Genomic DNA, 25,058 nt, shown 5'->3' on the forward strand with positions numbered 1-25,058 from the left:
AACGAATTGTTAACCAATAATTTCTAAAAGTTCATTTAGAAACATAAGCTTCATTTATGATCAATGACTTGATGGAAACCACTTGTATGAGTAACTAGCTGGTTTGACTATATAACACGTAAAAATATAAATACTTCTCTACTAAAAAAGCCAACTACCTTGCGGTAGTTGGCTTTGGTTACACAGCTAGATAAATTAACTTAATTTTAATTTACCAAAATTAAGTTGACCATGTTCAGCACTGATTAAAATGGTATCACCTGCTGTAAATTGACCAGCAAGAATTTGCTGAGCCAATGGATTTTCAACCTGTTGTTGAATCGCACGTTTAAGGGGACGTGCACCATATACAGGATCAAAACCAGCATCAATCAGAATATCAAAGGCCTGATCATCGACTTTCAACCCAATATCTCGTTCAGATAAACGTGAACGTAAGCGATTCAATTGAATATCTGCTATGCCACGAATTTGTGATTTTTTCAACGAGTGGAATACCACCAACTCATCGATACGGTTAATAAACTCAGGACGGAAATGTTGTGATACGGCATTCATCACCGTTATACGAACATCCTCATCACTAGCACCTTCACCGAGCTCACGTACATCACTTGAACCTAAATTCGATGTCATCACAATCACGGTGTTTTTAAAATCAATCAGACGGCCTTGTGAATCAGTTAATCGTCCATCATCCAACACTTGTAATAAAATGTTGAATACATCTGGATGGGCTTTTTCAACTTCATCAAATAACACCACACTATATGGTTTACGGCGTACTGCTTCAGTTAAAACACCACCTTCTTCGTAACCAACATAACCCGGAGGTGCACCCACCAATCGACTAACCGAATGCTTTTCCATAAACTCTGACATATCGATACGAATAATTGCATCATCACTGTCAAATAAGAAATTACCTAAAGCCTTGGTTAACTCAGTTTTACCCACCCCTGTTGGTCCAAGGAATAAGAACGAACCACTTGGGCGATTTGGATCAGATAAGCCCGCACGTGAACGACGAACTGCATTTGAGACAGCAACCACAGCTTCATCCTGCCCCACCACACGGTTGTGTAAAAAATCTTCCATATGGAGTAATTTTTCACGCTCGCCTTGTAGCATTTTTGATACAGGAATACCAGTTGCAGCACTGACTACTTCTGCAATTTCATTTTCAGTCACTTTGGTACGAATCAGTTTCGGTTCTTCATTGACTTCCGCTACCTCTTCCTCACTCAAGCGTTTTTGCAATTCTGGAATCACCCCATATTGCAAACGACTTGCTTCAGCCAAATCACCCTCACGTTGCGCTTTTTCAAATGCAGTACGGGCTTTATCAAGTTCGATTTGCGCCTGATTTGTACCATCCACTAAACGCTTTTCAGCAATCCAAATTTCTTCCAAATCACTATATTCTTTTTCGACATCTGCAATTTGTTTTTCCAAATGCTCAACTTCAGCTTTGCTGACTGAATCTGCATCTTTTTTTACCGCCTCCAATTGCATTTTTAACTGGATTAAACGGCGGTCTAAACGGTCAAGTGGCTCAGGTTTAGAGTCAATCTCCATTTTAATACGTGATGCTGCTTCATCAATCAAATCAATCGCCTTATCTGGCAATTGGCGATCTGTAATATAGCGATGTGACATTTTCGCCGCTGCAATAATTGCAGAGTCGAGAATTTGCACACCATGATGTGTTGCATATTTGTCTTTGAGACCACGCAAAATTGCAATGGTATCTTCAACACTTGGCTCATCTACCAAAACTTTTTGGAAACGGCGTTCCAAAGCTGCATCTTTTTCAATGAATTGACGATACTCATCCAGTGTCGTTGCACCCACACAACGTAATTCACCACGTGCCAATGCAGGTTTTAACATATTACCTGCATCCATCGCACCATCACCCTTACCTGCACCAACAAGCGTATGTAGCTCATCAATAAAGAGAATGATTTCACCATCAAACTTCGCTAGATCCTTGAGTACTGCTTTTAAACGTTCTTCAAACTCACCACGGTATTTTGCACCAGCCAGCAACGAGCCTAAGTCTAGCGATAAAACACGCTTACCTTTTAAGCCTTCAGGCACTTCACCATTGATAATACGTTGTGCCAGACCTTCAACAATCGCCGTTTTACCTACCCCAGGTTCACCAATCAATACAGGATTATTTTTAGTACGACGGGACAACACTTGAATAGTCCGACGAATTTCTTCATCACGGCCAATCACAGGATCGAGTTTACCTTCCGCAGCACGTGCTGTTAAATCTATGGTATATTTATTAAGTGAATCTCGTTGATCTTCATGGTTATTTGCCATAACTTGTTCGCCACCTCGAATATTTTCAATTGCTTTGCGTAGTTTGTCAGTCGTGACACCTACGCTTGTTAACAATGTTTTGGTAGCACCTGTTTCAGCAAGTGCCAAGATTACCCAATCAGTAGATAAAAATTCATCTCCTGCTTTTTGAGCAAAGCTATCTGCCAAATTAAGCGCACGTACAGCTTCTGGATTTAAATTAATATCTCCAGTTGGTGTTCCAATTTTGGGCGCATCTGTTAAGGCTTTTTGCAGTTTTGTTTTTAACTCAGGTAGATTGGCGCCTGACTGTTGCAAAAGACTAAGATTAGATGGTTCTTCCAATAAAGCGGAAAGAATATGAATACCCTCAATTGCGGTATTATCATTACCCATTGCCTGAGATTGTGCATCAGATAAGGCTTGCTGCAGGCGGTTCGTAAATTTTTCAAATCGCATTCTTGTTATTCCTCACAACAAATTTTGTACTTGAATAATAAATGGGAACGTTTTTTTCGATTTCAATAGCAATAATGAATTAATTTATATATTTTTCAAAAACTTACCAAAATACTTAGAAGGGATTTCAGTATTAATATCTGTGCTGAAACGTTATTTTTCAAGTAAGCTTATGGAAAAATATAGAGAATTAGTTTTTTAAACGTTTGTATTTTCAACGATATGCTTTAGAGTAAGGAGTATTGAGAGATTTTAGTATAATAACAATGTTGACTTTCGGTAAATCATTATCTGTATTAATTGCAGTATCTGCACTGTATGCCTGTGGCTACAAATCGCCAAATAGTGAAGAATTTCCCCACAAACATATCCAGCAATTAACACCGAATATATCAGGCATAGAATTCACATGGTTTAAAACGTCTGATGACATGAATAGAAAAGCCCTCAATGAAAATTTTATTGTTTACAATTGCCCTGAAAGTCATATAAAACAAAATCCTGTAAAGAATTTTAAAATATGTACTTACGATCTAAATCATGATCAACAGATTCAGCCTCATTTCATTGCTACACAAACAAATCAATTGATCGATCAAATTGTCACCTTAAATCACAATCACTTTCTCATCACTATAAAAACCTTTCAATCTGGTGTGAATAATCCAATGCAAGCTTATTTATTCAATGCACAGACACAAAATTTAACGGCCATGACTTCGTTTTCCTATGCTGCATTTTCTCAGACAATTTTAGAGCAAATGGTGCAAGAGAAAACATATCAAAAGAAAGTCTTAGAATATGACACAACAGTTTATTTTGATCCTCAATATATTTCGGCCAAAGCAGCCGCAGAAGCTCAAAAAGAACATAAACAACAGCAGCAATCTGTAATCAAAAATTTCAAAGATATTTTTAGAGACAAGCCTGAACAACCAAAACGTGATTTTTCACCAGATGATTATCCTGCTCAACCTGCCGAACCTTTTAATTTAAAACTCATTCAACAATTAAGGCTCTATCTACAACAGCACCAAGCAGAATGTTATTTAATTCTTGATCACGAAACACGGCTCTTAAAAACACCTCAAAGTTATCTCTATAGTCGCGATTTTTCCAAATTTCTGCCACAGTTGAAAGATGAGATAAGACTGCCTGAATGCAAAAAGCCAGTTGAGTTACCCACTGTAAATGCCAAATATCTAAAATATCAAAGTATTGATGATGTTCAAGGTTCAGGAAATCATTATATATTCTGGTTTACACCTATTGGCTATGACGTATTTGAAATCAAACAACATGGGCAAAATAAACAATTTAAACTGCCCATTGACACTGCTTGGATATATCAAATTAGAAATAAACTGATCATCTCGGTTGATCAAACTTACTACATCATTCCACTTTCTTAATGAAGCATTTTAACCTCATAAAATTTTAAGCTACACAACCTATTAAGCTTTCAATGCACTTACACTTCTGACTTGGTTGCAGAACTTTGAGAAACTGCGCTATTCGCTGCGACATTTTGGGTAATCCATACATTTCCACCGATTACAGCACCCTGACCAATGGTAATACGCCCAAGAATAGTTGCACCTGCATAGATCACCACATTGTCTTCTACGATTGGGTGACGTGCATATTCTTTCTGTAAACGCCCAGAATCATCGATTTCAAAACGTTTAGCGCCAAGCGTTACGGCTTGGTAAATTCGCACATTTTTACCAATAATACAGGTTTCACCAATCACCACACCTGTACCATGATCAATAAAGAAACCTTGATCGACTTGTGCGCCTGGATGTATATCAATGCCAGTTTTTGAATGTGCAATCTCAGCAATTAAACGTGCCAACAGTGACAAGTCTTTTTTATAAAACTCATGTGCAATTCGGTGGTAAATAATTGCCAAAATACCCGGATAACACAATAAAACTTCATCGACACTTCGTGCAGCTGGATCACCATCATAGGCTGCAATCACATCTGTATCTAAAATTCGGCGTAGATCTGGTAATTTTTGTGCAAATTCACTGACGATACTTTGTGCCAATACCTCAATTACGTCGGCATTTTCGTTGTGCTTTTTATATTTATAATCATAAGTTAGATTAAGTTTGACTTGCTCCAATAATGAGTGCAAAGTTTTCTCAAGTGCATGTGCAATATAAAAATTTTCACTTTGTTGGCGTAGATCAGGTGGCCCTAGTCGCATAGGGAACAAGATACCACACAGATCATTCATGATTTTCTTAATTTCATCTTTTGAAGGTAATTCCCTACCGCCAAAGTCTTTTAAGCTTTTACGTTGAGTACGCCATTCATTACGAGCTTGTTGTAGCTCATCCACAATATTGGGGATATTCCATTGGGTCATATATTTACCTACTGAAATGACTTTTCACAATCCATGCGCTTAACATGAAATTTTATTATTCACTTTGAATATGTAAATACTATTTTATTAGCAATCTTGTAGATAAACATTCTTCGTATAAAGATATCTTTAAAAATCATTTAAATCTTATTTCAAAATAAGAATAAGCAATTCAATTTTTATTAATTTATTGAATATATAAAATCATTATAGTTGTTATCAATACATCTGATACATCAAGACTTAGATGTAATTCTAAGTTTGAAGAAAGGCAACTGAAATGACGAGTTTAAATCAACAACACTTTACCGAATTAACAACGGCTCAAATTGAAAATATCTTTGAACAAGCAAAACAACGTGTTGAAGATCATTATTTAGAATTTACGGGAACAATTTTACCTCATGAAGCATGGGCATTGTTTAAAGCGGGTCATGTGGTGATTGTCGACGTACGCACCAATGAAGAACGTAAATTTGTCGGCTATGTAGAAGATACTATTCATATTCCTTGGGCGACAGGAACTGCGCTGAACCGCAATCCACGCTTTGCCAAAGAACTTGAAACTAAAATTGGAAAAGACAAGATCATTCTACTGCTTTGTCGTAGTGGCAAACGTTCCGCAGCTGCTGCAAATGTGGCTTTTAATGCGGGTTTTGAAAATATTTACAATATCGAACAAGGCTTTGAAGGTGACCTTGACGAAAATGATCATCGTGGTTCTTTCAATGGATGGCGTTTCCACAACTTACCTTGGCGTCAGGAATAAGGCTCTTGCTTTATTCCTCTTATGAATTTTTATAAGCAGTTGATAATGATTAAAAACGCTCTTAATTAGAATCAAATTAATGCAATAAATACCGGTCACAATTAAACACCAATAGCAAAATTCTTACTTTATTGGAGATGATAAAAACAGCATTTTTAAATCAGATGAGTAATCAATAAATTAATTTCCAATACCACCAAGGATTAAAACATGGCTAAGAACCAAGAAGTCACACGCCAAGCGCTAAATGATCAAGCAGCCCGTCAACTTGCCAATGCGACAAAAACAGTACCGCAACTCTCCACCATTACGCCACGTTGGCTAACACATTTATTGCAATGGACCCCTGTTGAAGCAGGTATCTATCGGGTCAATAAAGTCAGCAATACCGATGATATTCAGGTGGCTTGTACACAACGTGATGAAGCAACACTTCCACAAACTTTTGTCGACTATGAAGTTAATCCACGTGAATACTTTTTAAATGGTGTTTCCACAGTTCTGGATATTCATACTCGTGTTTCTGACTTATATAGTAGTCCTCACGATCAAATCAAAGAACAGTTACGCTTAACCATCGAAACCATTAAAGAACGTCAAGAAAGTGAATTAATCAATAATCCTGAATACGGCTTATTGGCAAGTGTTGCAGATGAGCAACGTATTTCCACTTTGACAGGTGCACCCACACCAGATGATTTTGATGATTTACTACGTAAAGTTTGGAAAGAGCCAGGCTTCTTCTTAGCACATCCCGATGCGATTGCAGCTTTTGGACGTGAATGTACCCGTCGTGGTGTTCCACCACCCACCGTAAGCCTATTTGGTTCACAGTTCATCCTTGGCGTGGTATTCCACTGATTCCTTCAAATAAAATTCCAGTTGAAGATGGCAAAACCAAAATCATCTTGTTACGCGTTGGTGAAAAGCGTCAAGGCGTTGTTGGCTTATTCCAACCAGGTCTTGCTGGTGAACAGGCACCTGGCCTATCTGTACGCTTTATGGGCATCAATCGTAATGCAATCGCCTCTTACTTAATCTCCTTATATTGTTCTCTTGCTGTGTTGACAGATGACGCACTCGCTGTGCTCGAAGATGTGGAGGTAGACAAGTACCATGACTATCCAACAACTTACAAGTAATCAATCTACTCCAGATATTTCTTCTGATCATATTGCTGATGCACCCATCAGTGAATCTGTCATTGCACAATTGGCTGCTGAATTTTTTTCAGCTTTACCCAAGCAAAACCCACAAGGTTTTAACTTTGATATACCCGATCAACGATCTCAAGGTATTAGTCACCAACCACAGCCTAAAGACCCAATTACTGCTTTGTCTGGGCGTATACCTGCCATTGTGCAACAGGCAAATTTAAACCCGGATTCTACACATCACTATGTAGAACCGACCGCCGACCATCCTGAGCGTAGAATTCTATCTTCTTCGCCCATTATTGGTGGTGCAAATACTCCTGATCCATTTGCTGTCGGACAAAAGCTAGATTTGTCATTGAATCCTACACCAATCACACAACAGACAGCACCATCAAACCTAACAACGACTGCGCCACATCAAGCTCAATCGAGTTATTACTTTTTGGATCTGCCTCATCCTGAAGTTGCCAGTGCCCAAACAGTCAATACAAATGTGGCTCAAACTGATGTGCTTAAAAATCCATATGCGTTTGATCATTATCATGTGACAGATGACCAGCAATTAAAAAGTGTATTACAAGATCGTAATGACAAACCTGCAACAGCAGCGTCTGGTTATTATTTTCTTCAATCACCTACCATTGAAGCTGTTCGTCCGCATTTAGATGTGCAGATACCAGCGAATGCTCAGAACTATCAGCCCATTGATATTTTGCAAATCCGTCGGGATTTTCCCATCCTACAAGAACGTGTAAATGGTAAGCAATTGGTTTGGTTGGATAATGCAGCCACCACCCATAAACCTCAGGCGGTCATCGATCGAATTTCATATTTCTATCAACATGAAAACTCGAATATTCACCGCGCAGCACATGAACTTGCAGCACGTGCCAGTGATGCTTATGAGCATGCCCGGGATGTTGTGGCTCGCTTTATTGGGGCCGCTTCAGCAAAAAATATCGTCTTTGTTCGAGGTACAACAGAAGGTATTAATTTAATCGCAAAATCGTGGGGTAAACAGAATATTCAAGCGGGAGACGAAATTATTGTGTCCCATCTTGAGCATCATGCCAATATTGTGCCTTGGTACCAACTCAGTAAAGAAACTGGTGCAAAACTCCGTGTAATTCCTGTAGATGATACTGGTCAGATTCAGATTGAGGAATTTGTAAAATTGCTCAATCCTAGAACCAAACTGGTTTCGATTACACAGGTTTCTAATGCCTTGGGTACTGTAACGCCTACTCAAGAAATTATTGCATTGGCGCATGCAGCAGGTGTTCGAGTTTTGATTGATGGTGCTCAGTCTGTTTCGCACATGCCCACCAATGTTACTGCCTTAGATGCCGATTTCTTTGTGTTTTCTGGGCATAAAGTTTTTGGCCCAACGGGTATTGGCGCTGTTTATGCCAAGTCTGAATTACTTGATAGCATGCCTGTATGGGAAGGCGGCGGAAATATGATTCAGGATGTGACGTTTGAGAATGTGGTCTATCAACCTGCACCAAATAAATTTGAAGCAGGTACGGGGAATATTGCAGATGCTGTTGGCTTAGGTGCTGCTTTAGAATACGTAGAAAGTATTGGAATCCATAACATTGCACGTTATGAACATGACTTGCTTGAATATGGTCAACATGCACTACAAAGCGTTTCTGGACTACGCCTGATTGGTACTGCATTAAATAAAGCCAGTGTGATGTCTTTTACACTGGCAGGCTATGAAACGGAAGAGGTCGGGAAAGTACTCAATCAATATGGTATCGCCGTGCGTACTGGGCATCATTGTGCCCAACCGATCTTACGCCGTTTCGGTGTTGAACGTACTGTACGCCCTTCTCTTGCGTTTTATAATACCACTGAGGAAATTGATTTATTGGTTTCAGTATTGCATCAACTCCGCCGTGCTAAACCTTATAAATCCTAATTTTAAACTTTAGCTTTTAAAGCTTAGTTTTTAAGTTTTAGTTTTCAAAGACTTTATTGATCGATCATAATCACATGCTTAATTAATTAGGCATGTGATTTTTCGAGGTGACGATTGTATGATCTATTTTTGAATGGGGATGCGTAATTCATCCAATTAGTGAAAATATCCCCTCAATTCGATAAAACGATACACTACAACAAAAAAATTAAGCCGCTATTTAGTTTAAATCAGGTTGATTTACCATTATTTTTATCAACCTATTTTTGCAACATTTTTAAGACTATATTACTCATAACTTTAAAAGTAAATATATCGGCTGTACCTGTTAGTAAGGACAGTAATTTTTAACGGACGTATCATTCCCAAATTTTTTACTAATATGCTGAGCCCATATAGCGCGCTTTTTATCCAGCCATTGCAATGTTTCAACATCCACTAAAGAAGGCTTGGGTGCAAAGGATTTATAATCATTGATGAATTTTCCCATCCAACAATAGCCAAAGAAGTTTTCAGACATCATCTTGTCTTCGAGATTGTAAATAGGGAATAGCTCTTTCTCATAACTTTTTAAAAAATAAAGCTTGGCTAATGATGATTTATAAATTGCGTCAGCCATCGCATTTTTCTTAGTCGTGTCAGCTAATCTATAAATAGGTGTATCAATATTGATAAATACATCACTTGTTTCTACGTATTTTTGAATGTCTTTTTTTGTTATTTCATTAGCAGAACATCCTATCGATACCAGTGGTATTAATATTAGAGTTAAAAATTTAAATTTCATAATTACCCACTTCCTTTATTGTCAAACTGCTTCAAGTCTACAACAGAACCTTCCCCCTTATACGTTCCATCTCCTGTTAACTGTTTTAACATTCCCGAATGATAATCTTCATTAAATATATTTTTAAATGTGGATCTGTTTACATATAGAGGACAATGATTATTTTCAGCCAATTGCCGAAGATGTACTATGGTTTCTGGAACAGTAATATTTTTTGCAATTCCTATTACTGCCAATACATCAAAAAAACTAAATCCTGTTTTAAGTCTGATTGAAAAGGTTTGTTTTTGAAATTGAGCAACTAATTTACTGGCTTCATGCATTGAGTGTTTCCGTACATACTGTTGAAACTTTACATACATCATAGTGTTGAAGGAAAGCTTATTAATCATTCCATCCCCAAATTTGTTTATGTCATATTCCATACCAAAACGTAAAGCCAGTAGAAACTCTACTTTATTTGTGCGTTCCAGCCTTTGCCAATGATCTTCGTCAAAGAAAAAATTGTAAGGCGCAGCAATGTAGTAATTACCAACTTTAAACGCTGGATTACACGTTACAGAGGGATAGTTACAAACTTCAACATCCCTAGGAAACATACCCTTATCAGTTACAATAACGTCAGCCATAATTTTTTACCCTAAGTCATCATCTAGTGGAGGCATTGGTTTAGAAAGGTCATAAATTATTAGCTCTACCTGTTCCTCTTGATCACCTGAATCAATATGAACTGTATTTCCATCTTCATCAGTTTTCCCCTCAATAACTTCACCGTTTGCACGTTTCAATTGGTATGGAAAATCAACTAACGGTTTCTGAGTAGCTTTATCTAACAATTGGTGTTGCAAACCAAAATTTGTTGAGATTACTTTATCTATAAAGCTATTTTGTAAAGGCTCTTTTGAGCTTGAAGAACTTCTATAATTCTCACCTTGGCTTGTTCCAACAACATGATCTTGTTTAGGTAAAATTTTAGCTCCACAAGTCAATAAGTCATCAACATAAGCAACAGCTTTGCCATCCATAATAATATGATCATGGCTTTTAACAATTTCAGACCAACATTTGCACTTAGGGCAAAAGTGACCATCTCCAGCACGTAGAAATAGATTTCCCATTTGAGATGTTCGTTGTTGTGTTGCTTGAATGATGCCTCCATGATTTGTCATAGAGTTATGAATTGCAAAACCTTTAGTCATGATTAAAACCATCTTGGCACAAAAAGCCTTCAGGGGCCTTATCACCGATAAAGATATTTATAGCTACAGAGTTATTAGGGCTATCGACAATCTCATCACCATTCTCTAAGTGGCTTCCTACCAATGCAGCGGACTGACCATTTATAAGACAACCCTTGCCAGCACCTGAAATGATTTTAGAAATTGTCCCATCTGCGTAAATAGCATCGTCACCAACTAAAGCAATAGGCAATCCACCTATTCGGCTTTGCAATGCAGTCGCTTTAACTAACCCACCATTTTTGGTTTTAGCCCCATTTACCGCAAGGTAATAGATCTTTTTGGGTCTGTGTCGAAAATAAAGCTGCTCTGCTTTTATTGTTTGCTTTATGTCTTATTGAGACATCTGCTTTAACTGCTCAATTGGTAATTCATGTAAAAATTTAGGTTTCGTCATACTGAGGCCAATTATTGTTATTGAATGAAGAACATAGCAATTGAAACATAAAACCAACTATTAAGACAAATTTAATAGAATTATTAAATAATTTTAATAATTTAAATTGATCAATATCTTTACACTATTCATATTTCAATCAACTCGCTTATCAAGCCTATTGACCAATGTTCTCAATTAGATCTCTTGAATCTTTCTTAACAAATCAGATATTCAAATAATTGGGTAATATTCATTGCCCTACAGTATTTTGAATAGTCATCAAGAACACTCTACTTACAATTTAACAATCACATGCTTGAGCATCTGAATAAAAAAGCGAGATACTACAAAAAATTAAACCTTGTATGTTATTTATGCCTTCAATCAAAAAACTTTTCCTACTATCTAGCTTAATTATAGCAACACAAGCTTTTGCCTTACCTCAAGACTCACGTCGTGCAGGTGGCATAGCGGTTATTCCTGTTGCTAAAACCGTGTTAAATGTCACTTATCAAGACAAACCTGTCTTGATCGTGGATGGTGAAAATGCAGTAAACCATATTGTTTTTGGTATTCCGCTTTCAGCGCCACTGGGTACACTGCAATTACAAAGCTCTAAAGGCCCAATTAATATTGAAGTGAAGCCATTTAAATACGCTGAGCAGCGCCTCAATGTAAAAAATCAGGACTACGTCAATCCGAATCAAGAACAACTTGATCGTTATAGCCAAGAAGCGAAAGAACAAAACAGTGTTTATAGCTCTTTTAGCCCTGCACAATGGAAAGACTTTCCAACATTTATCCGTCCTACAGCAGGAAAATTTAGTAATTCATTTGGTCGTAAACGCTTTTTTAATGGTGAAGAACGTGCTCCACATTCTGGTTTAGATATCCCTGCCCCCATCGGACAAAAAGTGGTTGCGCCTGCCGCAGGAACAGTGGTTGCCACAGGCAATTATTTCTTTAATGGAAATACCGTTATGATTGATCACGGACAAGGTCTGATCAGCATGTTTTGCCACCTCAGTAAAATCAATGTAGAAAAAGGGCAAATCTTGAAACAAGGTGAATTATTGGGATTGGTGGGTAAAACAGGACGAGTAACAGGTCCACATCTACACTGGGGAATGAGCTTAAATAATGCCCGAGTTGATCCACAATTATTTTTATCACTTTAATTTTGCAAGCAAAATGCAAAGAAAACTTTGAACATTTGTTTCAAAAATGGTCCTTTTAAAGAAATACACATTTTGTAATAATTTATTTTTTAAAAAATTGTTAGCATGAGTCATGAATTTAAAAAGTTAGAGCACATAAAAAAAAGCCAATCTAAGGATTGGCTTTTTAGAATAATAATTTAATTATTCAGCTAAAATTATTTCAAAATCATGGGTGATTTCAACACCACCATCGGATAGCATTTTACTTGCTGAGCAATACTTTTCGGCTGATAATTCAACAGCTTTCGCTACTTGCTTCTCTTTTACATCATGCCCTGTTACCACAAAATGTAAATGTATCTTCGTGAATACAGCTGGAATCGTGTCTGCTCGATCCGCTTTGAGCTGACAAACAACATTTGTTACATTTTGCCTAGATTTCTTTAAAATGGTCACAATATCGAATGAAGCACACCCACCAAGTCCCATTAATATGAGTTCCATAGGACGTGGGCCACGGTTTTCACCACCATATTCAGCAGAACCATCCATCACAATTTGATGACCACTTTCTGATTTTGCTTCGAAAGCAACATTCTCTAACCAATGAACGCTAGTTTGCATTGCAACTACCTAAAAAAAGCTATAAATTTACGGGGTACCTGTACACTAGCATAAAATGAGTTGATAAGGAATTTCATCTCTACTGCTTCTACGTGACGAGTTCAATTTAGATCAACAGATCTAGTTATTATCCAATTCGGAATTTTTAAGCATGTCTTCTAATTTTGCACAACTTAGTACAGATGCTTTGTCTCCTGGTCAACTACCTGAGTCAGTCAAAGCTTTGCTCAAAAGAGCCCACATCAATCGTTTTCCAAAACGCTCAACGATTATTGATGCAGGTTCTGAGTCAAAATCACTGTATTTAATTTTAAAAGGTTCAGTTTCAATTATTTTACGTGAAGATGATGAACGTGAAATTGTTGTTGCATATTTGAACCCTGGGGACTTTTTTGGGGAAATGGGATTATTTGAGCAGAATCCACAACGTACTGCGGAAGTAAGAACCCGTGACGTATGTGAAATTGCTGAAATTTCATATGACAATTTCCACGAAATTAGTAAACAATATCCTGACTTAAGTTATGCCGTATTTGCACAACTTGTTCGTCGTTTAAAAAATACAACACGCAAAGTAACTGACCTTGCATTTATTGATGTATCTGGTCGTATTGCACGTTGTTTAATTGATCTTTCAGCACAGCCTGAAGCGATGATCTTGCCAAACGGCCGCCAAATCCGCATTACTCGCCAAGAAATTGGTCGTATTGTGGGCTGTTCCCGTGAAATGGTTGGTCGTGTTCTAAAAACACTTGAAGAACAAGGCATGATCGAAACCGACGGTAAAGCCATCCTTATATTTGATGTATCTTTAGAAGAATCTAATTTTTCTGAAGACGAACTAAGCACAGATGATGAATAAAACTTGAGAACAAATTTGAGAATTTATTTCCTTAAAGAATTATGTTGAATGGGATAAATATCAAATATTGTCAAAAAGTTGAAATATAGTTTAAAAGCAAACTCCCGAGTTTGCTTTTTTCATGTTGCTAAAACTACACAGTGAATGACTGTGAGCTAGTCTCATGACCATGCTATAAAACTAGACCAAGCTAAAATGAGCATTTTATAAAATAATCAGATAACTTTATCTTATTTTGATAATTAGAAACATTTTTTCACTTAGTTATCAAATTTAAATTACGCTATTATTCTCACAAGATACTGAATATTAGTTTTGAAGGACATAAAATGAAGTCAAATCGTTTAGGGCATTCTGATCTTGTGGTCCCTGAAATTTGTTTAGGTACCATGACCTTTGGTGAACAAAATAATCAGAATGAAGCATTTGAACAACTTGCTTATGCAATCGATCAAAATATCCATTTCTGGGATACTGCTGAAATGTATCCGGTACCCCCTAAACCAGAGACACAGGGATCGACTGAAAGCATCATAGGGAATTGGATTGCTCAAAACGGTCAGCGTGACAAACTTATCATTGCCACAAAAATTGCAGGCCCCCAACAAGGTGGCAGTCAAATTCGTGATGGGCATACCAAGTTTATAGAAGCAGAGATCAGTAATGCTATTGATAGCTCGCTCAAGCGCTTACAAACAGACTATATAGATCTTTATCAACTGCACTGGCCACAACGCCCTGTTAACTTCTTTGGCACGCTGGGTTACAGCAATCAGCTTGCGGCACGTACACAAGACATCACCCCGCTTGCTGAAACCTTAGAAGCACTCTCGAAAGAAGTTAAAAAAGGGCGTATTCGTCATATTGGCTTATCCAATGAGACACCTTGGGGTACCTTAAAGTTTTTACATTTAGCTGAACAATTGGGCTTAGAAAAAATTGTGAGTGTACAAAACCCTTATAGTTTGCTCAATCGTACTTATGAAATTGGGATGTCTGAGATCGCACAACACGAGGGCGTTGGCTTACTCGCTTACTCACCCTTAGCCTTTGGTTACTTAACTGGCAAGTATCGCCACGGCGCACGCCCTGAAAAAGGACGTATTACACTATTTTCTCGCTTTAGCCGCTATAGCAATCCACAGAGCGATTGGGCGACAGAACAATATGCACAGCTTGCAGAAAAACATGGTTTAAGCCTTACCCAATTGGCTTTAGCATTTATTAAACAACAATTTTTTGTGAGTAGTACCATTATTGGTGCGACTACGCTCGAGCAACTAAAAGAGAATATTCAGGCCTTTGATACCCAATTGTCTGAAGAAATCTTATTGGAAATAGATGCGATTCATCAGCAGCAGCCAAACCCTGCACCTTAAGCACAATTTTTGAAACGCTCATTGTTCTACGTTGTTTTCAATAAAAAAGGATGCATAAGCATCCTTTTTTATTCGATAGGTTTTATCAAAAAACTTATCTTCCGCCTCGCGCAGTATAAACTGCCATTGCAGCAGGTAAATTCTTTTTCATTGCATTGATACGATTAACATCAGATGGATGTGTTGACAGTAATGCAGAACCTTTTCCTCCACCCTGTTTCGCCATTTTTTCCCACAAGCTAATTGCTGCTTGAGGATTATAGCCAGCTTTTGCCATCATCATTAAGCCGCCCTCATCTGCACGGCTCTCTAAACTACGTGAGTATGGTAAACCCACTCCAACTTGGCTTCCCAAATCGAGAGCAGCATTACCTAATTCACCAATTTGGCTACCTGCATACGATTTACCAATTCCTACTGCAAGATTGGTCAACGCTTGCGCACCTAATTTTTGTTTAGAATGTTCTTCTAAAGCATGGGTCATTTCATGTCCCATTACTGCAGCAACTTCAGCTTCAGATAGATTGAGTCGATTTACAATCCCTGTGTAAAAAACTACTTTACCACCGGGTGCGACATAAGCATTGATTTCGTCTGACTTAAGAACAGCCAACTGCCAATCAAATCTTTGACCCGTTTGGTTCATTTGATCTGCAAAAGGTTTTAATCGGATAAATGCTGCGTTCACTTTTTTATAAGTTGCAGAAGTTGTATCTAGAGTCTTATTCAAACGTGCTTCTTGCACCGTTTTATTAAAGCCTTGTGTTGCGTTTAAATTAAGCGTTGCAGAATCAGCACCTGCCATATCCGCAATAGTTGAGCACCCTGAAATTGAAATGGCAGTCGCCGTACAAAGACTAAGCATTAATTTATTGTTCATTATAATCAACTCCATGGAGAACAATGAAAAGCACTGTGGATTATATGCAAATGTTACATAAGGTTAAATCAATAAGATCCATTAATTCATATTAATTATGTAAGTGAAATTTTACAAAAATTGAATCGCCAACCAATAGATGAGACAAATCACATTAAGCATCAAATATATGTTTTTCAATGGAATAATTTTTGTCTCTAACAATTGGTCGTTTCTTTTGATAAATAAAAATGCATTTTGGATCAAAATAACAGGAACCAGCACACATGCAACCATTACACTCAGACCTAACAATGCATTATTGATAATATTCAGATCAGTGGTTTGAGCCTGAATAATCAGCATTGCAATCGTTGGAGCACCGCCCATTGCGAAAATCAGAGAGTAAAATATTGTGCTCGATATATTCTTTTGCATCCTACAAACTCAATGTGTATATAAAAGGACATTTTAACAAGCTAAGCTTGAAAACCTAGCCTGATTGATATCGACTTTAGTCTTTTTTAGCTTTAAATAAAAAGCCCGATTTACATCGGGCTGAACACTCTGCGATCAAATTACTTTTTAACAACAGATTGATAAATTTGCTTTGCTTCAACCATGTTTTTGTTTAAATCTGATATACGGTCGTTATTTGATGGATGTGTTGAAGTGAACTTCTGTACACCATTATTACTGCCGCCATCAATCTTGTTCATTTTTTGCCAAACACTGATTGCCGCTTCAGGATTATAGCCAGCTTTCGCCATAAGCATTAATCCACCACGGTCAGCAGATGATTCTAAACTACGTGAATATGGCAGACCTACACCATATTTACTCCCGATGTCTAAAGCTTGAGTGCCGACTGAACCCAATTTATCGCCTGCATAGGTTTTGCCCATTTTCACAGCAAAGTCAGTAATTGCCGTTGCACCAGCACCACGTTTAGAATGCTCCTCTAAGGCATGGGTCATTTCATGTCCCATAATGGCAGCAATTTCAGCATCAGTCAGTTTCAATTGATTGACAATACCTGTAAAGAATACAACCTTACCGCCAGGCATTACAAATGCATTGAGTTCATTTGATTTAAGTACACTCAATTGCCAGTCAAATTTTTGACCAGTTTGATTTGCTTGATCAGCAAAAGGTTTCATCTTTAAGAAAACAGCATTGACTCGTTTATATGTTGCAGATGTTGTATCAAGTGCTTTTTGTGCCCTTGCATCATCTACAAGAAGTTTATAATCTGCTGCTGCATTGAGGTTTAGCGTCGCAGAATCATTACCCGTTAATTCAGCAACAGTTGTACAACCTGTTAAGCCTATAGCCAACCCTAATCCAAGTAATAGTTTCTTGTTAATCATTATTTTCACCAAATTTCATAGATCTTATTGCAAGCTTCAAAACGAAGCTCAGCTCTTAGCGGCTGCATTATGTTGTATTTTACAAAAAAAATCAAAATATAATCACAGTTTATTTAAAACGCCTAAAAATAATAACAATAAAAAAAGCTCCCGAAGGAGCTTTTTAAAGATTGAATCAATTAAGCATCAAATGGATGACGCATCACAATTGTTTCATCACGATCTGGACCTGTTGAAATGATGTCGATAGGACATTCAATCAACTGCTCAATACGTTTTACATAGTTAATTGCATTTTGTGGCAATTGATCTAATGATTTCGCACCAAACGTAGACTCAGACCAACCTGGCATAGTTTCATAAATTGGTTTTAAGGTTTCAAATGCAAGTGCATCTGTAGAACCTACACAACCTGAATCCGCAGCTTCATAACCGACACAGATTTTTACTTCTTCCAAACCATCTAAAACATCAAGTTTAGTTAAGCAAATACCTGATAATGAATTTACATCTACAGAACGACGTAAGATTTCAGCATCAAACCAACCACAACGACGCTGACGACCAGTCGACGCACCAAATTCTGAACCCACAGTACCCAAGTGTTTACCAACTGCATCACCAACATCATTGGCAGCATCATAAACAAGCTCAGTTGGGAATGGACCTGCGCCTACACGAGTTGTATAGGCTTTGGTAATTCCCAAAACATAGTCAAGATGCAATGGACCAAGACCTGAACCAGAACTTACCCCACCTGCAGTAGTGTTCGATGAAGTTACATACGGATATGTACCATGATCAACATCAAGAAGTGAGCCTTGCGCACCTTCAAACATGATATTTGCACCATCTTTACGATAGTCATGCAATGTTGTAATCACATCTAAAACTAATGGCTTAACCACCTCGCGCCATTGATCACAAAGTGCCAACACATCTTCAACTTTAACGGCTTCAACACCGAAGAATTGAGTCAATTGGAAGTTATGGTATTCAAGAAGCTCTTCAAGCTGTGCTTTAAGATGTTCGCCACCACGAACTAAATCAGCAACACGGATCGCACGACGTGCTACTTTATCTTCATAAGCAGGACCAATACCACGACCCGTTGTACCGATTTTGGCATTACCACGTTTCTTCTCACGCGCTTGATCAAGTGCAATATGGTGAGGAAGAATCAACGGACAGTTTGGAGAAATACGTAGACGTTCACGAACAGGTACGCCCTCTTTCTCAAGAATATCCATCTCTTTGATCAATGCTTCAGGTGAAAGTACAACACCATTGCCAATTAAGCAAAGTACGTTTTCACGTAAAATACCTGATGGAATGAGGTGAAGAACTGTTTTCTTACCACCAACGACGAGCGTATGCCCTGCGTTATGTCCGCCTTGATAACGTACAACCGCAGCTGCTTGATCTGTGAGCAGGTCAACGATTTTACCTTTACCTTCGTCGCCCCATTGGGTACCGAGTACCACAACACTTTTGCCCATAATAGCCTCATTACATCATGCTGTTAAAATAGAAAACCAAATCGAATGACATGAACATTCAATCTGATACTTAAATTGTTTCGATTTTCCACTCACCAGCAACATTCACCATCTGGTGGGTTGCATTTGGAACTGAGTTTAAATCGTCATTACCCAATAACTGAATTACACTTAAACCTTGTTGACGTGCTACGGCAATAGCATCCAGCAAAGTGGATTCGGTACCTTTCGGTGCAACCACTTTTTCAATCTGCTGACGTTGACCCGCACTTAAGGAATACAAGTCACAAGAAAAGCCTGTTGCAGGACGCGCGCGTCCAAAGTGTTCACCAATACCATCATAACGACCACCTTGTGCCAACGGTGCAGCACGGTTCGGTGCATACACGGCATACATTAACCCAGTGTGGTAATGGTACGAACGAAGCTCTACAACATCGATACCAATATTGAGTTTTGGCCAACGTGCTTGAATTTCTGTATATGTTGTTTTAAGTACCTCAAAAGCATTTTTAAATGCTTCATCAGCAAAAATCTCTGCGCTAATATTCGCTTGCAATGCATCCAGATCACTTGCATAACGACCTAAAGCATAAAAATCAGAACCAAATTCTAAATCTTGAGTGAATTCAGCAAGTTCTGGTAGTGCTTTGCGCTGATACAAATCAGATAAGTGGCTTTCTGTTGATTTGTTTAAACCCACATGTTTTACCAGACTTCTAAACAGTCCTACATGCCCTAAATCAAGATGAATACCATCAGCTAAACCCGCGGTATTAAGCAGATTGAGCATCACGTCGATCATTTCAACGTCTGCGTCAATACTGTCTGAACCAAATAACTCTGCACCTAACTGAAGTGGTGCACGCGTGGTATTAAAACCTTGTGGTTTAGTATGAAGTACAGTTCCTGCATAGCAGTAACGCGCCACACCTTGTACTTGATGTACATGGGCATCAATACGAGCCACTTGTGGTGTCATATCGGCACGCACACCAAGTAAACGACCTGAAAGTTGGTCGATGACTTTAAAAGTGGCTAAGTCTAAATCTTGATTCGATTCGGAGAGAGAAGAAAGAGATTCGATGTATTCGATGAATGGCGTATACACCAGCTGATAACCTCGTGATGCGAGGAAATCTAAAGCTTCACGGCGCAATTTTTCAATTACTTGCGCTTGCTCTGGTAATACATCAGCTACACCATCAGGTAATAACCATGTCTCTGAAATGGGCATGTTGTAAACCTAAATCCTGTCAGCGCGGAAGTAATCCGCATAAAAAAATCGGGAACACACCCGATTTCTCTTATTTTAGCACGATCATCTGCGCCATGCATTAATAAAATAACTTTTGATGCCTAGATAATTTGACCACTTATGCATAATTTAGGCAAAAAACTATCTATTACACATTACCCCACTTCAATTCTTTGTATTTATTTAACTTTTCACACAAGTGTTGATTGCTATTTGCGTTGTTGAAAATATAATTTATTCGTTTAGAAAAACAGCATCTATTTAAAGCAACTGAAATACTAAAAACTGGGGAAGTATGGAACTACATAGCAACTTATATTACACGCATCCAAATACGGAAATCATGCAAAAGCTAGGCCGTTTATTTCAAGAGCATCGCGGTGAACAAGACAAATTTATTGCTGTTGCAGTTGAGCTAAATTCTCAATTGGGGCAAGAACTTGCAGAAGATCTTTTAAACACAGTTGACAATATTGAGTTTGATTTGGGTCCTGAATCATTACACACTATTGCAGGCTATTCTGTTGCCCATTTTGTGCATGGTTCTTCGGGTGATGAGTTTATCGAAGCAATCCTACTTTTCTTAAAAGCATTACTCCCTGAAATTCACACACTGGGTTGGGGTTGTGGGGATGATGACCCGTGGGAATTTTGGTTTAAATTTGAAGGCGATGAATTGATTCGTGAAGATGATGAACCTTTCAATGATCCTGAACAAGATGACGAAATAAAATCTTCCATTTATACATGGTGGCATACAGGTTTACCTGAAAAAATCAAAGAAGGTTTCTTAAACCAAGCATAAATTTTTATTCAGATTTAAAGGGAAGTACAAAATCGAATCGCTGTACTTCCCTGTTATTTTGACTCTTTCAGCTATTTTAAATAGTCCTCGATACTCACCACTTGTGAAAACATTTGAAAGGCTGACAAACAGGCTGTTTGTACATCTTCTGCTTCAACTGTTCTGCCTGAATAGCTCAATTGACGCGTCGCTGTAGCGTCTGCAATAATCGTCGGTTGATAAGCAAATTCTGCCGCTGCACGTGACGTCGCATCAACACACATATGCGTCATCATGCCACTAATCACCAACTTATCAACATTCAGTCGCTCTAATTCTGCTTTTAAAGTGGTTTGAAAAAAGCTATTGGGATAATGTTTTTCAATCACAATTGAATCGATCTTAACACGTAAACCCGAATGTAGTGCTACACCCTGCGTTCCTGCTTCAAAAAATGTAGCATTGGGTTGATTGGCAATATGCTGAATATAAATAATCGGCTGCTCACGCTTTATAAATAGATCTTCCAATCGATTGATATGTTTTAAAGCCTGTTCCGCACAGAACAACTCCATCTTCCCTTGAGGAAAATAATCGTTTTGTACATCTATCACTAATAATGCTGTTTGACTCATGGTGTTTCCCTAACCCTTGTGTTGATGTTTTTATAAGATTAATCAAAACAACTGGCGATTTGCAGTCACTCATGAAAGAATAATCGATTAGAAACTTTCAAACTGAAAATTTGTTCAATTCACTATGTTGCCAAATGACCCAATTGACCTCAAAATTTTAAAAATACTAAAAACTGATTCTCGGTTAAGCAATAAAGAGATCGGAAAATTAGTACACCGTACAGGCCAAGCTGTAGGAAGTCGCATTGCGCGAATGCAAGATGAAGGCACAATTCAGAAATATACGATTACGCTACAGAACCAATCAACACAATTTATACGTGTGATGATGCAGACTAATGAATTTGAACAGTTTGAAGCATTTATCGCTCAATTTGAGTCAATTGAAAGTTGCTATAAAGTCTGTGGTTCCGCTTGCTATATGCTGGTTGCGCATTTTGATAGTCATGCAATCAATCTATTTATCGAGCAACTCTCTGAATGGGGACAATATTCAGTAGATAGTGTCGTAAGAGCAATTGAAACTCAGCCTTAATTTTATATCCAAATCCATATCATGTAAGAATAACAAATGAAATCTTCAGAAAAAACATTACGCGAACATAGTAAATTTCTAAGTTTAGTACTTCGACATCAACCAGAAACCATTGCAATCCAACTCGATTCTGAAGGCTGGACGGATGTACACATCCTTTTACAGCAAATGATCAAACACAGAAGACCACTTAAACTCGTAGAGTTGATTGAGGTCGTTGAAAGCAGTGATAAAAAACGCTTCCAACTTTCACCTGATCAAAACAAAATCCGCGCAGTACAAGGTCACTCTAGTGCTCAGGTTCAACGTGAGTATGTTGCTATTACGCCACCCGATACACTTTTTCATGGAACAGCAACTCGCTTTGTCGACAGTATTTTAGAAAAAGGCTTAATTTCAGGTGAACGTCATCACGTACATTTATCTGCTGATTTAGTCACAGCCCAGAAAGTGGGACAACGACATGGCAAAGTCATCATTTTCATCCTAGACACCAAACAGATGCATCAAGATGGTTTCCAATTTTATTGTGCTGAAAATGGGGTTTGGTTGACTGAACAAGTGCCGATAAAATATTTAAAGTTATTCGAAAGCGAATCAAAAAAACTAATCCAGCGGTAAGGCTGTGGTCTGTTTAATCTTCTGTAAAGGGATTTCAGTTTTGACATTCTGGATCCCTGGAATTTTATTTAAATGATTAATCTGAAATTTACGATATGCCTCTAAATCAGAAACCACAATACGTAAGAAAAAATCACAATCTCCTGCCATAAGTTGACATTCAACAATTTCAGAAATATTCATAATGCTTTCGATAAATCGATTGACCGCTTGTTCATCCTGACTCTTTAACCAAATTCGTGCAAAGACTGTCAAACTAAGATCTACTTTGTGTGGATTGACCAATGCAACATATTGGTCAATGATCCCCTCATCCTCCAGTTGCTTTACTCGTCTTAAACAAGGTGAAGCGGATAAACCTATCTGTTCTGCCAATTCATTATTTTGTAGTTTTCCATTACGTTGTAATGCACACAGAATACGCCGATCTATCTGATCCAATTTCATAAAATTATTTCTAGTAGATAAAACCAAAAAATAACATATTCCAGCAATAATATTGCAAAAATTATTTTACAGGCAGCAATTTTAGCGAAATATAGCGAATCAATTGGCATAAAATAAAAATCATCTTGTTTTATCTACCATTGAGCGACTCATGTTAAGTTTTAAGAACACTACGACTGAACTGACCTATTCAATTGAATTTAGAGAGTTTGTACGTGGGCTTAAAACCTCTATTCCAATGCTACTCGGTATTATCCCTTTTGCATTGGTTTTAGGAACACAAGCAGCGCAAAAAGGATTTTCTGCCTTAGAAGTTCCTTTATTAACAGGACTCAATTTTGCTGGTGGTTCTGAGTTCGCCATTATTGAAGTCTGGACGCAACCACCTCAATTGTTGTTTTTAATTCTGATCACTTTTCTGGTCAACAGCCGCCATATTTTAATGGGTGCAAGTTTAGCACCCTATATTCGACATTTGCCCAGTCGTAAAGCCCTTCCATTATTATTTTTTATGTGTGATGAAAGTTGGGCCCTTAGCATTACGGATGCACACAAACAAAACCCTCGCAATCCCTATGCAGGATTTAGTGTGTTTTTTTATATCGGCCTTTGTTTTGCGTTATATGTCATGTGGGTGGCTTTTACTACTATGGGAATCGGCATTGGTTCTTTCCTTGGTGATGTCACAAAGTTTGGTTTTGACATGGCATTCCCCGCAGTTTTTCTAGTGCTTTTACGCGGAATGTGGAAAGGCTTTAAACCCGCACTGCCTTGGTTGATTAGTCTGATTGCCGCTGCACTGGCCTATTATTATCTACCCAAAGGCTGGTATGTATTGATTGGTTCTATTTCAGGAATTATCGCTGCTTTTTTACTGATTGGAGATGAAGAATGATTCATATGACGACATTCATCGCCATTGTTTGTGTGGGATTAACAACCTACTTAACTCGAATTTTAGGCTATTTACTGTTAAAGAATAGACATCTCAGCAAAAGAACCACGCGAATTTTACAGGTTATCCCCGGCTGTGTTTTGATATCAGTGATTGCACCCTACTTTGTTACAGATCAACCAGCCAACTTGATTGCAATTATCATCACACTATTCGCAGCTTGTTATTTTTCATTATTACCCACTGTACTGATCAGTATCATTGCAACAGGGATTTTGAGATACTTTATGCTTTAAACGTTCTCAATAGCCTGTCACTCCTGACTTGATGCAATTCAAAACCTCAATTAAGGTTTTGAATTTTGCTGTAATATTTTAATTAATTCAGCATTTTGAAACTCAACTTGAGTCAAACGTGTTGAGGTATTGTCTAAAACTTCCTGCTGTACATGCATTTTTTTAGCCAAATCTTGCATAATTTGTAAGGTTTGTTTGAGATGTTGCTCTTGTGCATGGATCTGTTGCTCATGATTCTGCACATGCTTAAGCCATTCAAGGTTTTCTTTCTTTAACTTTCCCATTTGCCAAATCACAAACATCATGGCCAGATAAAGAATCACAATAACCAAATATATGAAAAACATCATTCCCCCCCAACAAAACATGTCAATCTTCGTCTTGATTAAACTCAAGTCATTAAAGTTATTTTTAAGTGATAA

The 25,058-nt window shown here is 37.9% G+C and carries 25 protein-coding genes and 2 pseudogenes; 12 read left to right on the forward strand and 15 right to left on the reverse strand.

Annotated elements, in window-relative coordinates:
• Nucleotides 1–195: 195 nt before the first annotated feature.
• Nucleotides 196–2,775 (reverse strand): ATP-dependent chaperone ClpB, encoded by a 2,580-nt coding sequence (gene clpB, locus ACG9ZL_RS05360; protein WP_336953109.1) that lies wholly within the window; start codon nt 2,773–2,775, stop codon nt 196–198.
• Nucleotides 2,776–3,041: 266 nt separating this feature from the next.
• Here clpB and ACG9ZL_RS05365 point away from each other — a divergent pair, with 266 nt between their 5' ends.
• Complete coding sequence (locus ACG9ZL_RS05365) at nt 3,042–4,187, forward strand: hypothetical protein (RefSeq protein WP_419359319.1); 1,146 nt, start codon at nt 3,042–3,044, stop codon at nt 4,185–4,187.
• A gap of 59 nt (nt 4,188–4,246) precedes the next feature.
• Here the strand turns inward: ACG9ZL_RS05365 and epsC are convergent, their stop codons facing one another.
• The gene (gene epsC / locus ACG9ZL_RS05370; RefSeq protein WP_419327389.1) at nt 4,247–5,155 is read right to left on the reverse strand and encodes a serine O-acetyltransferase EpsC; all 909 of its coding nucleotides are present in this window, start codon (nt 5,153–5,155) and stop codon (nt 4,247–4,249) included.
• Nucleotides 5,156–5,435: 280 nt separating this feature from the next.
• Here epsC and ACG9ZL_RS05375 point away from each other — a divergent pair, with 280 nt between their 5' ends.
• The 3 genes and pseudogenes from ACG9ZL_RS05375 (at nt 5,436) to ACG9ZL_RS05385 (ending at nt 9,008) form a co-directional block, all read left to right on the forward strand.
• Entirely contained in the window at nt 5,436–5,924 is a 489-nt protein-coding gene (locus ACG9ZL_RS05375; protein WP_004721117.1) for a rhodanese-like domain-containing protein, read from the forward strand.
• A gap of 210 nt (nt 5,925–6,134) precedes the next feature.
• Nucleotides 6,135–7,066, forward strand: a pseudogene (locus tag ACG9ZL_RS05380) (family 2A encapsulin nanocompartment shell protein).
• A complete protein-coding gene (locus ACG9ZL_RS05385; protein WP_419359321.1) occupies nt 7,041–9,008 on the forward strand; it encodes a family 2A encapsulin nanocompartment cargo protein cysteine desulfurase in 1,968 nt (655 codons plus the stop codon). The pseudogene ACG9ZL_RS05380 and the gene ACG9ZL_RS05385 overlap by 26 nt, the downstream one beginning before the upstream one ends.
• Nucleotides 9,009–9,336: 328 nt before the next feature.
• Here the strand turns inward: ACG9ZL_RS05385 and ACG9ZL_RS05390 are convergent, their stop codons facing one another.
• The 4 genes and pseudogenes from ACG9ZL_RS05390 to ACG9ZL_RS05405 all read right to left on the reverse strand — a co-directional run bounded on the left by ACG9ZL_RS05390 (nt 9,337) and on the right by ACG9ZL_RS05405 (nt 11,430).
• Nucleotides 9,337–9,795: a hypothetical protein gene (locus tag ACG9ZL_RS05390; protein WP_333667274.1), complete on the reverse strand. Its 459-nt coding sequence runs from the start codon at nt 9,793–9,795 to the stop codon at nt 9,337–9,339.
• Nucleotides 9,796–9,797: 2 nt separating this feature from the next.
• A complete protein-coding gene (locus tag ACG9ZL_RS05395) occupies nt 9,798–10,424 on the reverse strand; it encodes a hypothetical protein (protein ID WP_335954936.1) in 627 nt (208 codons plus the stop codon).
• Nucleotides 10,425–10,430: 6 nt separating this feature from the next.
• Nucleotides 10,431–10,994: a PAAR domain-containing protein gene (locus tag ACG9ZL_RS05400; protein WP_335954937.1), complete on the reverse strand. Its 564-nt coding sequence runs from the start codon at nt 10,992–10,994 to the stop codon at nt 10,431–10,433.
• A pseudogene (locus ACG9ZL_RS05405) lies at nt 10,987–11,430 on the reverse strand (PAAR domain-containing protein). The gene ACG9ZL_RS05400 and the pseudogene ACG9ZL_RS05405 overlap by 8 nt, the downstream one beginning before the upstream one ends.
• A 356-nt stretch (nt 11,431–11,786) precedes the next feature.
• Between ACG9ZL_RS05405 and ACG9ZL_RS05410 the strand changes: the two are divergent.
• The gene (locus ACG9ZL_RS05410) at nt 11,787–12,590 is read left to right on the forward strand and encodes a peptidoglycan DD-metalloendopeptidase family protein (protein WP_419327387.1); all 804 of its coding nucleotides are present in this window, start codon (nt 11,787–11,789) and stop codon (nt 12,588–12,590) included.
• A 183-nt stretch (nt 12,591–12,773) separates the two neighbouring features.
• On the opposite strand, the gene ACG9ZL_RS05415 is transcribed toward ACG9ZL_RS05410, so the two are convergent.
• The gene (locus tag ACG9ZL_RS05415) at nt 12,774–13,196 is read right to left on the reverse strand and encodes an OsmC family protein (RefSeq protein ID WP_336953120.1); all 423 of its coding nucleotides are present in this window, start codon (nt 13,194–13,196) and stop codon (nt 12,774–12,776) included.
• A gap of 151 nt (nt 13,197–13,347) precedes the next feature.
• On the opposite strand from ACG9ZL_RS05415, the gene crp reads away from it, so the two are divergent.
• The gene (gene crp / locus ACG9ZL_RS05420) at nt 13,348–14,058 is read left to right on the forward strand and encodes a cAMP-activated global transcriptional regulator CRP (protein WP_004721139.1); all 711 of its coding nucleotides are present in this window, start codon (nt 13,348–13,350) and stop codon (nt 14,056–14,058) included.
• Nucleotides 14,059–14,387: 329 nt separating this feature from the next.
• The gene (locus ACG9ZL_RS05425; RefSeq protein ID WP_419359323.1) at nt 14,388–15,437 is read left to right on the forward strand and encodes an NADP(H)-dependent aldo-keto reductase; all 1,050 of its coding nucleotides are present in this window, start codon (nt 14,388–14,390) and stop codon (nt 15,435–15,437) included.
• Nucleotides 15,438–15,531: 94 nt separating this feature from the next.
• On the opposite strand, the gene ACG9ZL_RS05430 is transcribed toward ACG9ZL_RS05425, so the two are convergent.
• The 5 genes from ACG9ZL_RS05430 to ACG9ZL_RS05450 form a co-directional block, all read right to left on the reverse strand.
• Nucleotides 15,532–16,317, reverse strand: coding sequence for a M48 family metallopeptidase (locus ACG9ZL_RS05430; protein ID WP_419359325.1), 786 nt, complete (start codon nt 16,315–16,317; stop codon nt 15,532–15,534).
• Nucleotides 16,318–16,428: 111 nt separating this feature from the next.
• Complete coding sequence (locus tag ACG9ZL_RS05435; RefSeq protein WP_336953124.1) at nt 16,429–16,734, reverse strand: hypothetical protein; 306 nt, start codon at nt 16,732–16,734, stop codon at nt 16,429–16,431.
• 140 nt (nt 16,735–16,874) lie between these two features.
• The gene (locus ACG9ZL_RS05440; RefSeq protein ID WP_336953126.1) at nt 16,875–17,666 is read right to left on the reverse strand and encodes a M48 family metallopeptidase; all 792 of its coding nucleotides are present in this window, start codon (nt 17,664–17,666) and stop codon (nt 16,875–16,877) included.
• A gap of 179 nt (nt 17,667–17,845) precedes the next feature.
• Nucleotides 17,846–19,165: an adenylosuccinate synthase gene (locus tag ACG9ZL_RS05445; RefSeq protein WP_419359327.1), complete on the reverse strand. Its 1,320-nt coding sequence runs from the start codon at nt 19,163–19,165 to the stop codon at nt 17,846–17,848.
• 70 nt (nt 19,166–19,235) lie between these two features.
• Nucleotides 19,236–20,402 (reverse strand): ATP phosphoribosyltransferase regulatory subunit, encoded by a 1,167-nt coding sequence (locus ACG9ZL_RS05450; protein WP_004820956.1) that lies wholly within the window; start codon nt 20,400–20,402, stop codon nt 19,236–19,238.
• A 316-nt stretch (nt 20,403–20,718) separates the two neighbouring features.
• Here ACG9ZL_RS05450 and ACG9ZL_RS05455 point away from each other — a divergent pair, with 316 nt between their 5' ends.
• Nucleotides 20,719–21,228 carry a hypothetical protein gene (locus ACG9ZL_RS05455; protein ID WP_419359329.1) on the forward strand — a complete coding sequence of 170 codons (510 nt, stop codon included), beginning with the start codon at nt 20,719–20,721 and terminating at the stop codon, nt 21,226–21,228.
• 71 nt (nt 21,229–21,299) lie between these two features.
• On the opposite strand, the gene ACG9ZL_RS05460 is transcribed toward ACG9ZL_RS05455, so the two are convergent.
• A complete protein-coding gene (locus ACG9ZL_RS05460; RefSeq protein WP_336953131.1) occupies nt 21,300–21,842 on the reverse strand; it encodes a cysteine hydrolase family protein in 543 nt (180 codons plus the stop codon).
• Between the two features lie 124 nt (nt 21,843–21,966).
• Between ACG9ZL_RS05460 and ACG9ZL_RS05465 the strand changes: the two genes are divergently transcribed.
• Together ACG9ZL_RS05465 and ACG9ZL_RS05470 are read left to right on the forward strand one after the other, a co-directional pair.
• Entirely contained in the window at nt 21,967–22,377 is a 411-nt protein-coding gene (locus tag ACG9ZL_RS05465) for an Lrp/AsnC family transcriptional regulator (RefSeq protein ID WP_234623015.1), read from the forward strand.
• A 36-nt stretch (nt 22,378–22,413) separates the two neighbouring features.
• Entirely contained in the window at nt 22,414–22,998 is a 585-nt protein-coding gene (locus ACG9ZL_RS05470; RefSeq protein ID WP_105712858.1) for an RNA 2'-phosphotransferase, read from the forward strand.
• Here ACG9ZL_RS05470 and ACG9ZL_RS05475 read toward each other — a convergent pair.
• Nucleotides 22,984–23,439 carry an Lrp/AsnC family transcriptional regulator gene (locus ACG9ZL_RS05475; protein WP_034614550.1) on the reverse strand — a complete coding sequence of 152 codons (456 nt, stop codon included), beginning with the start codon at nt 23,437–23,439 and terminating at the stop codon, nt 22,984–22,986. The two genes, ACG9ZL_RS05470 and ACG9ZL_RS05475, sit on opposite strands and share 15 nt — an antisense overlap.
• A 157-nt stretch (nt 23,440–23,596) precedes the next feature.
• Between ACG9ZL_RS05475 and ACG9ZL_RS05480 the strand changes: the two genes are divergently transcribed.
• The gene (locus ACG9ZL_RS05480) at nt 23,597–24,340 is read left to right on the forward strand and encodes an AzlC family ABC transporter permease (RefSeq protein ID WP_419359331.1); all 744 of its coding nucleotides are present in this window, start codon (nt 23,597–23,599) and stop codon (nt 24,338–24,340) included.
• Entirely contained in the window at nt 24,337–24,636 is a 300-nt protein-coding gene (locus ACG9ZL_RS05485) for a branched-chain amino acid transport AzlD family protein (protein ID WP_262085811.1), read from the forward strand. Before ACG9ZL_RS05480 ends, ACG9ZL_RS05485 begins: the two co-directional genes overlap by 4 nt.
• Before the next feature lie 50 nt (nt 24,637–24,686).
• On the opposite strand, the gene ACG9ZL_RS05490 is transcribed toward ACG9ZL_RS05485, so the two are convergent.
• Nucleotides 24,687–24,983 (reverse strand): hypothetical protein, encoded by a 297-nt coding sequence (locus ACG9ZL_RS05490; RefSeq protein ID WP_004721164.1) that lies wholly within the window; start codon nt 24,981–24,983, stop codon nt 24,687–24,689.
• Between the last annotated feature and the right edge of the window lie 75 nt (nt 24,984–25,058).

Origin of the sequence: Acinetobacter legionensis (assembly GCF_048551735.1) — a bacterium.
Classification (GTDB): domain Bacteria; phylum Pseudomonadota; class Gammaproteobacteria; order Pseudomonadales; family Moraxellaceae; genus Acinetobacter.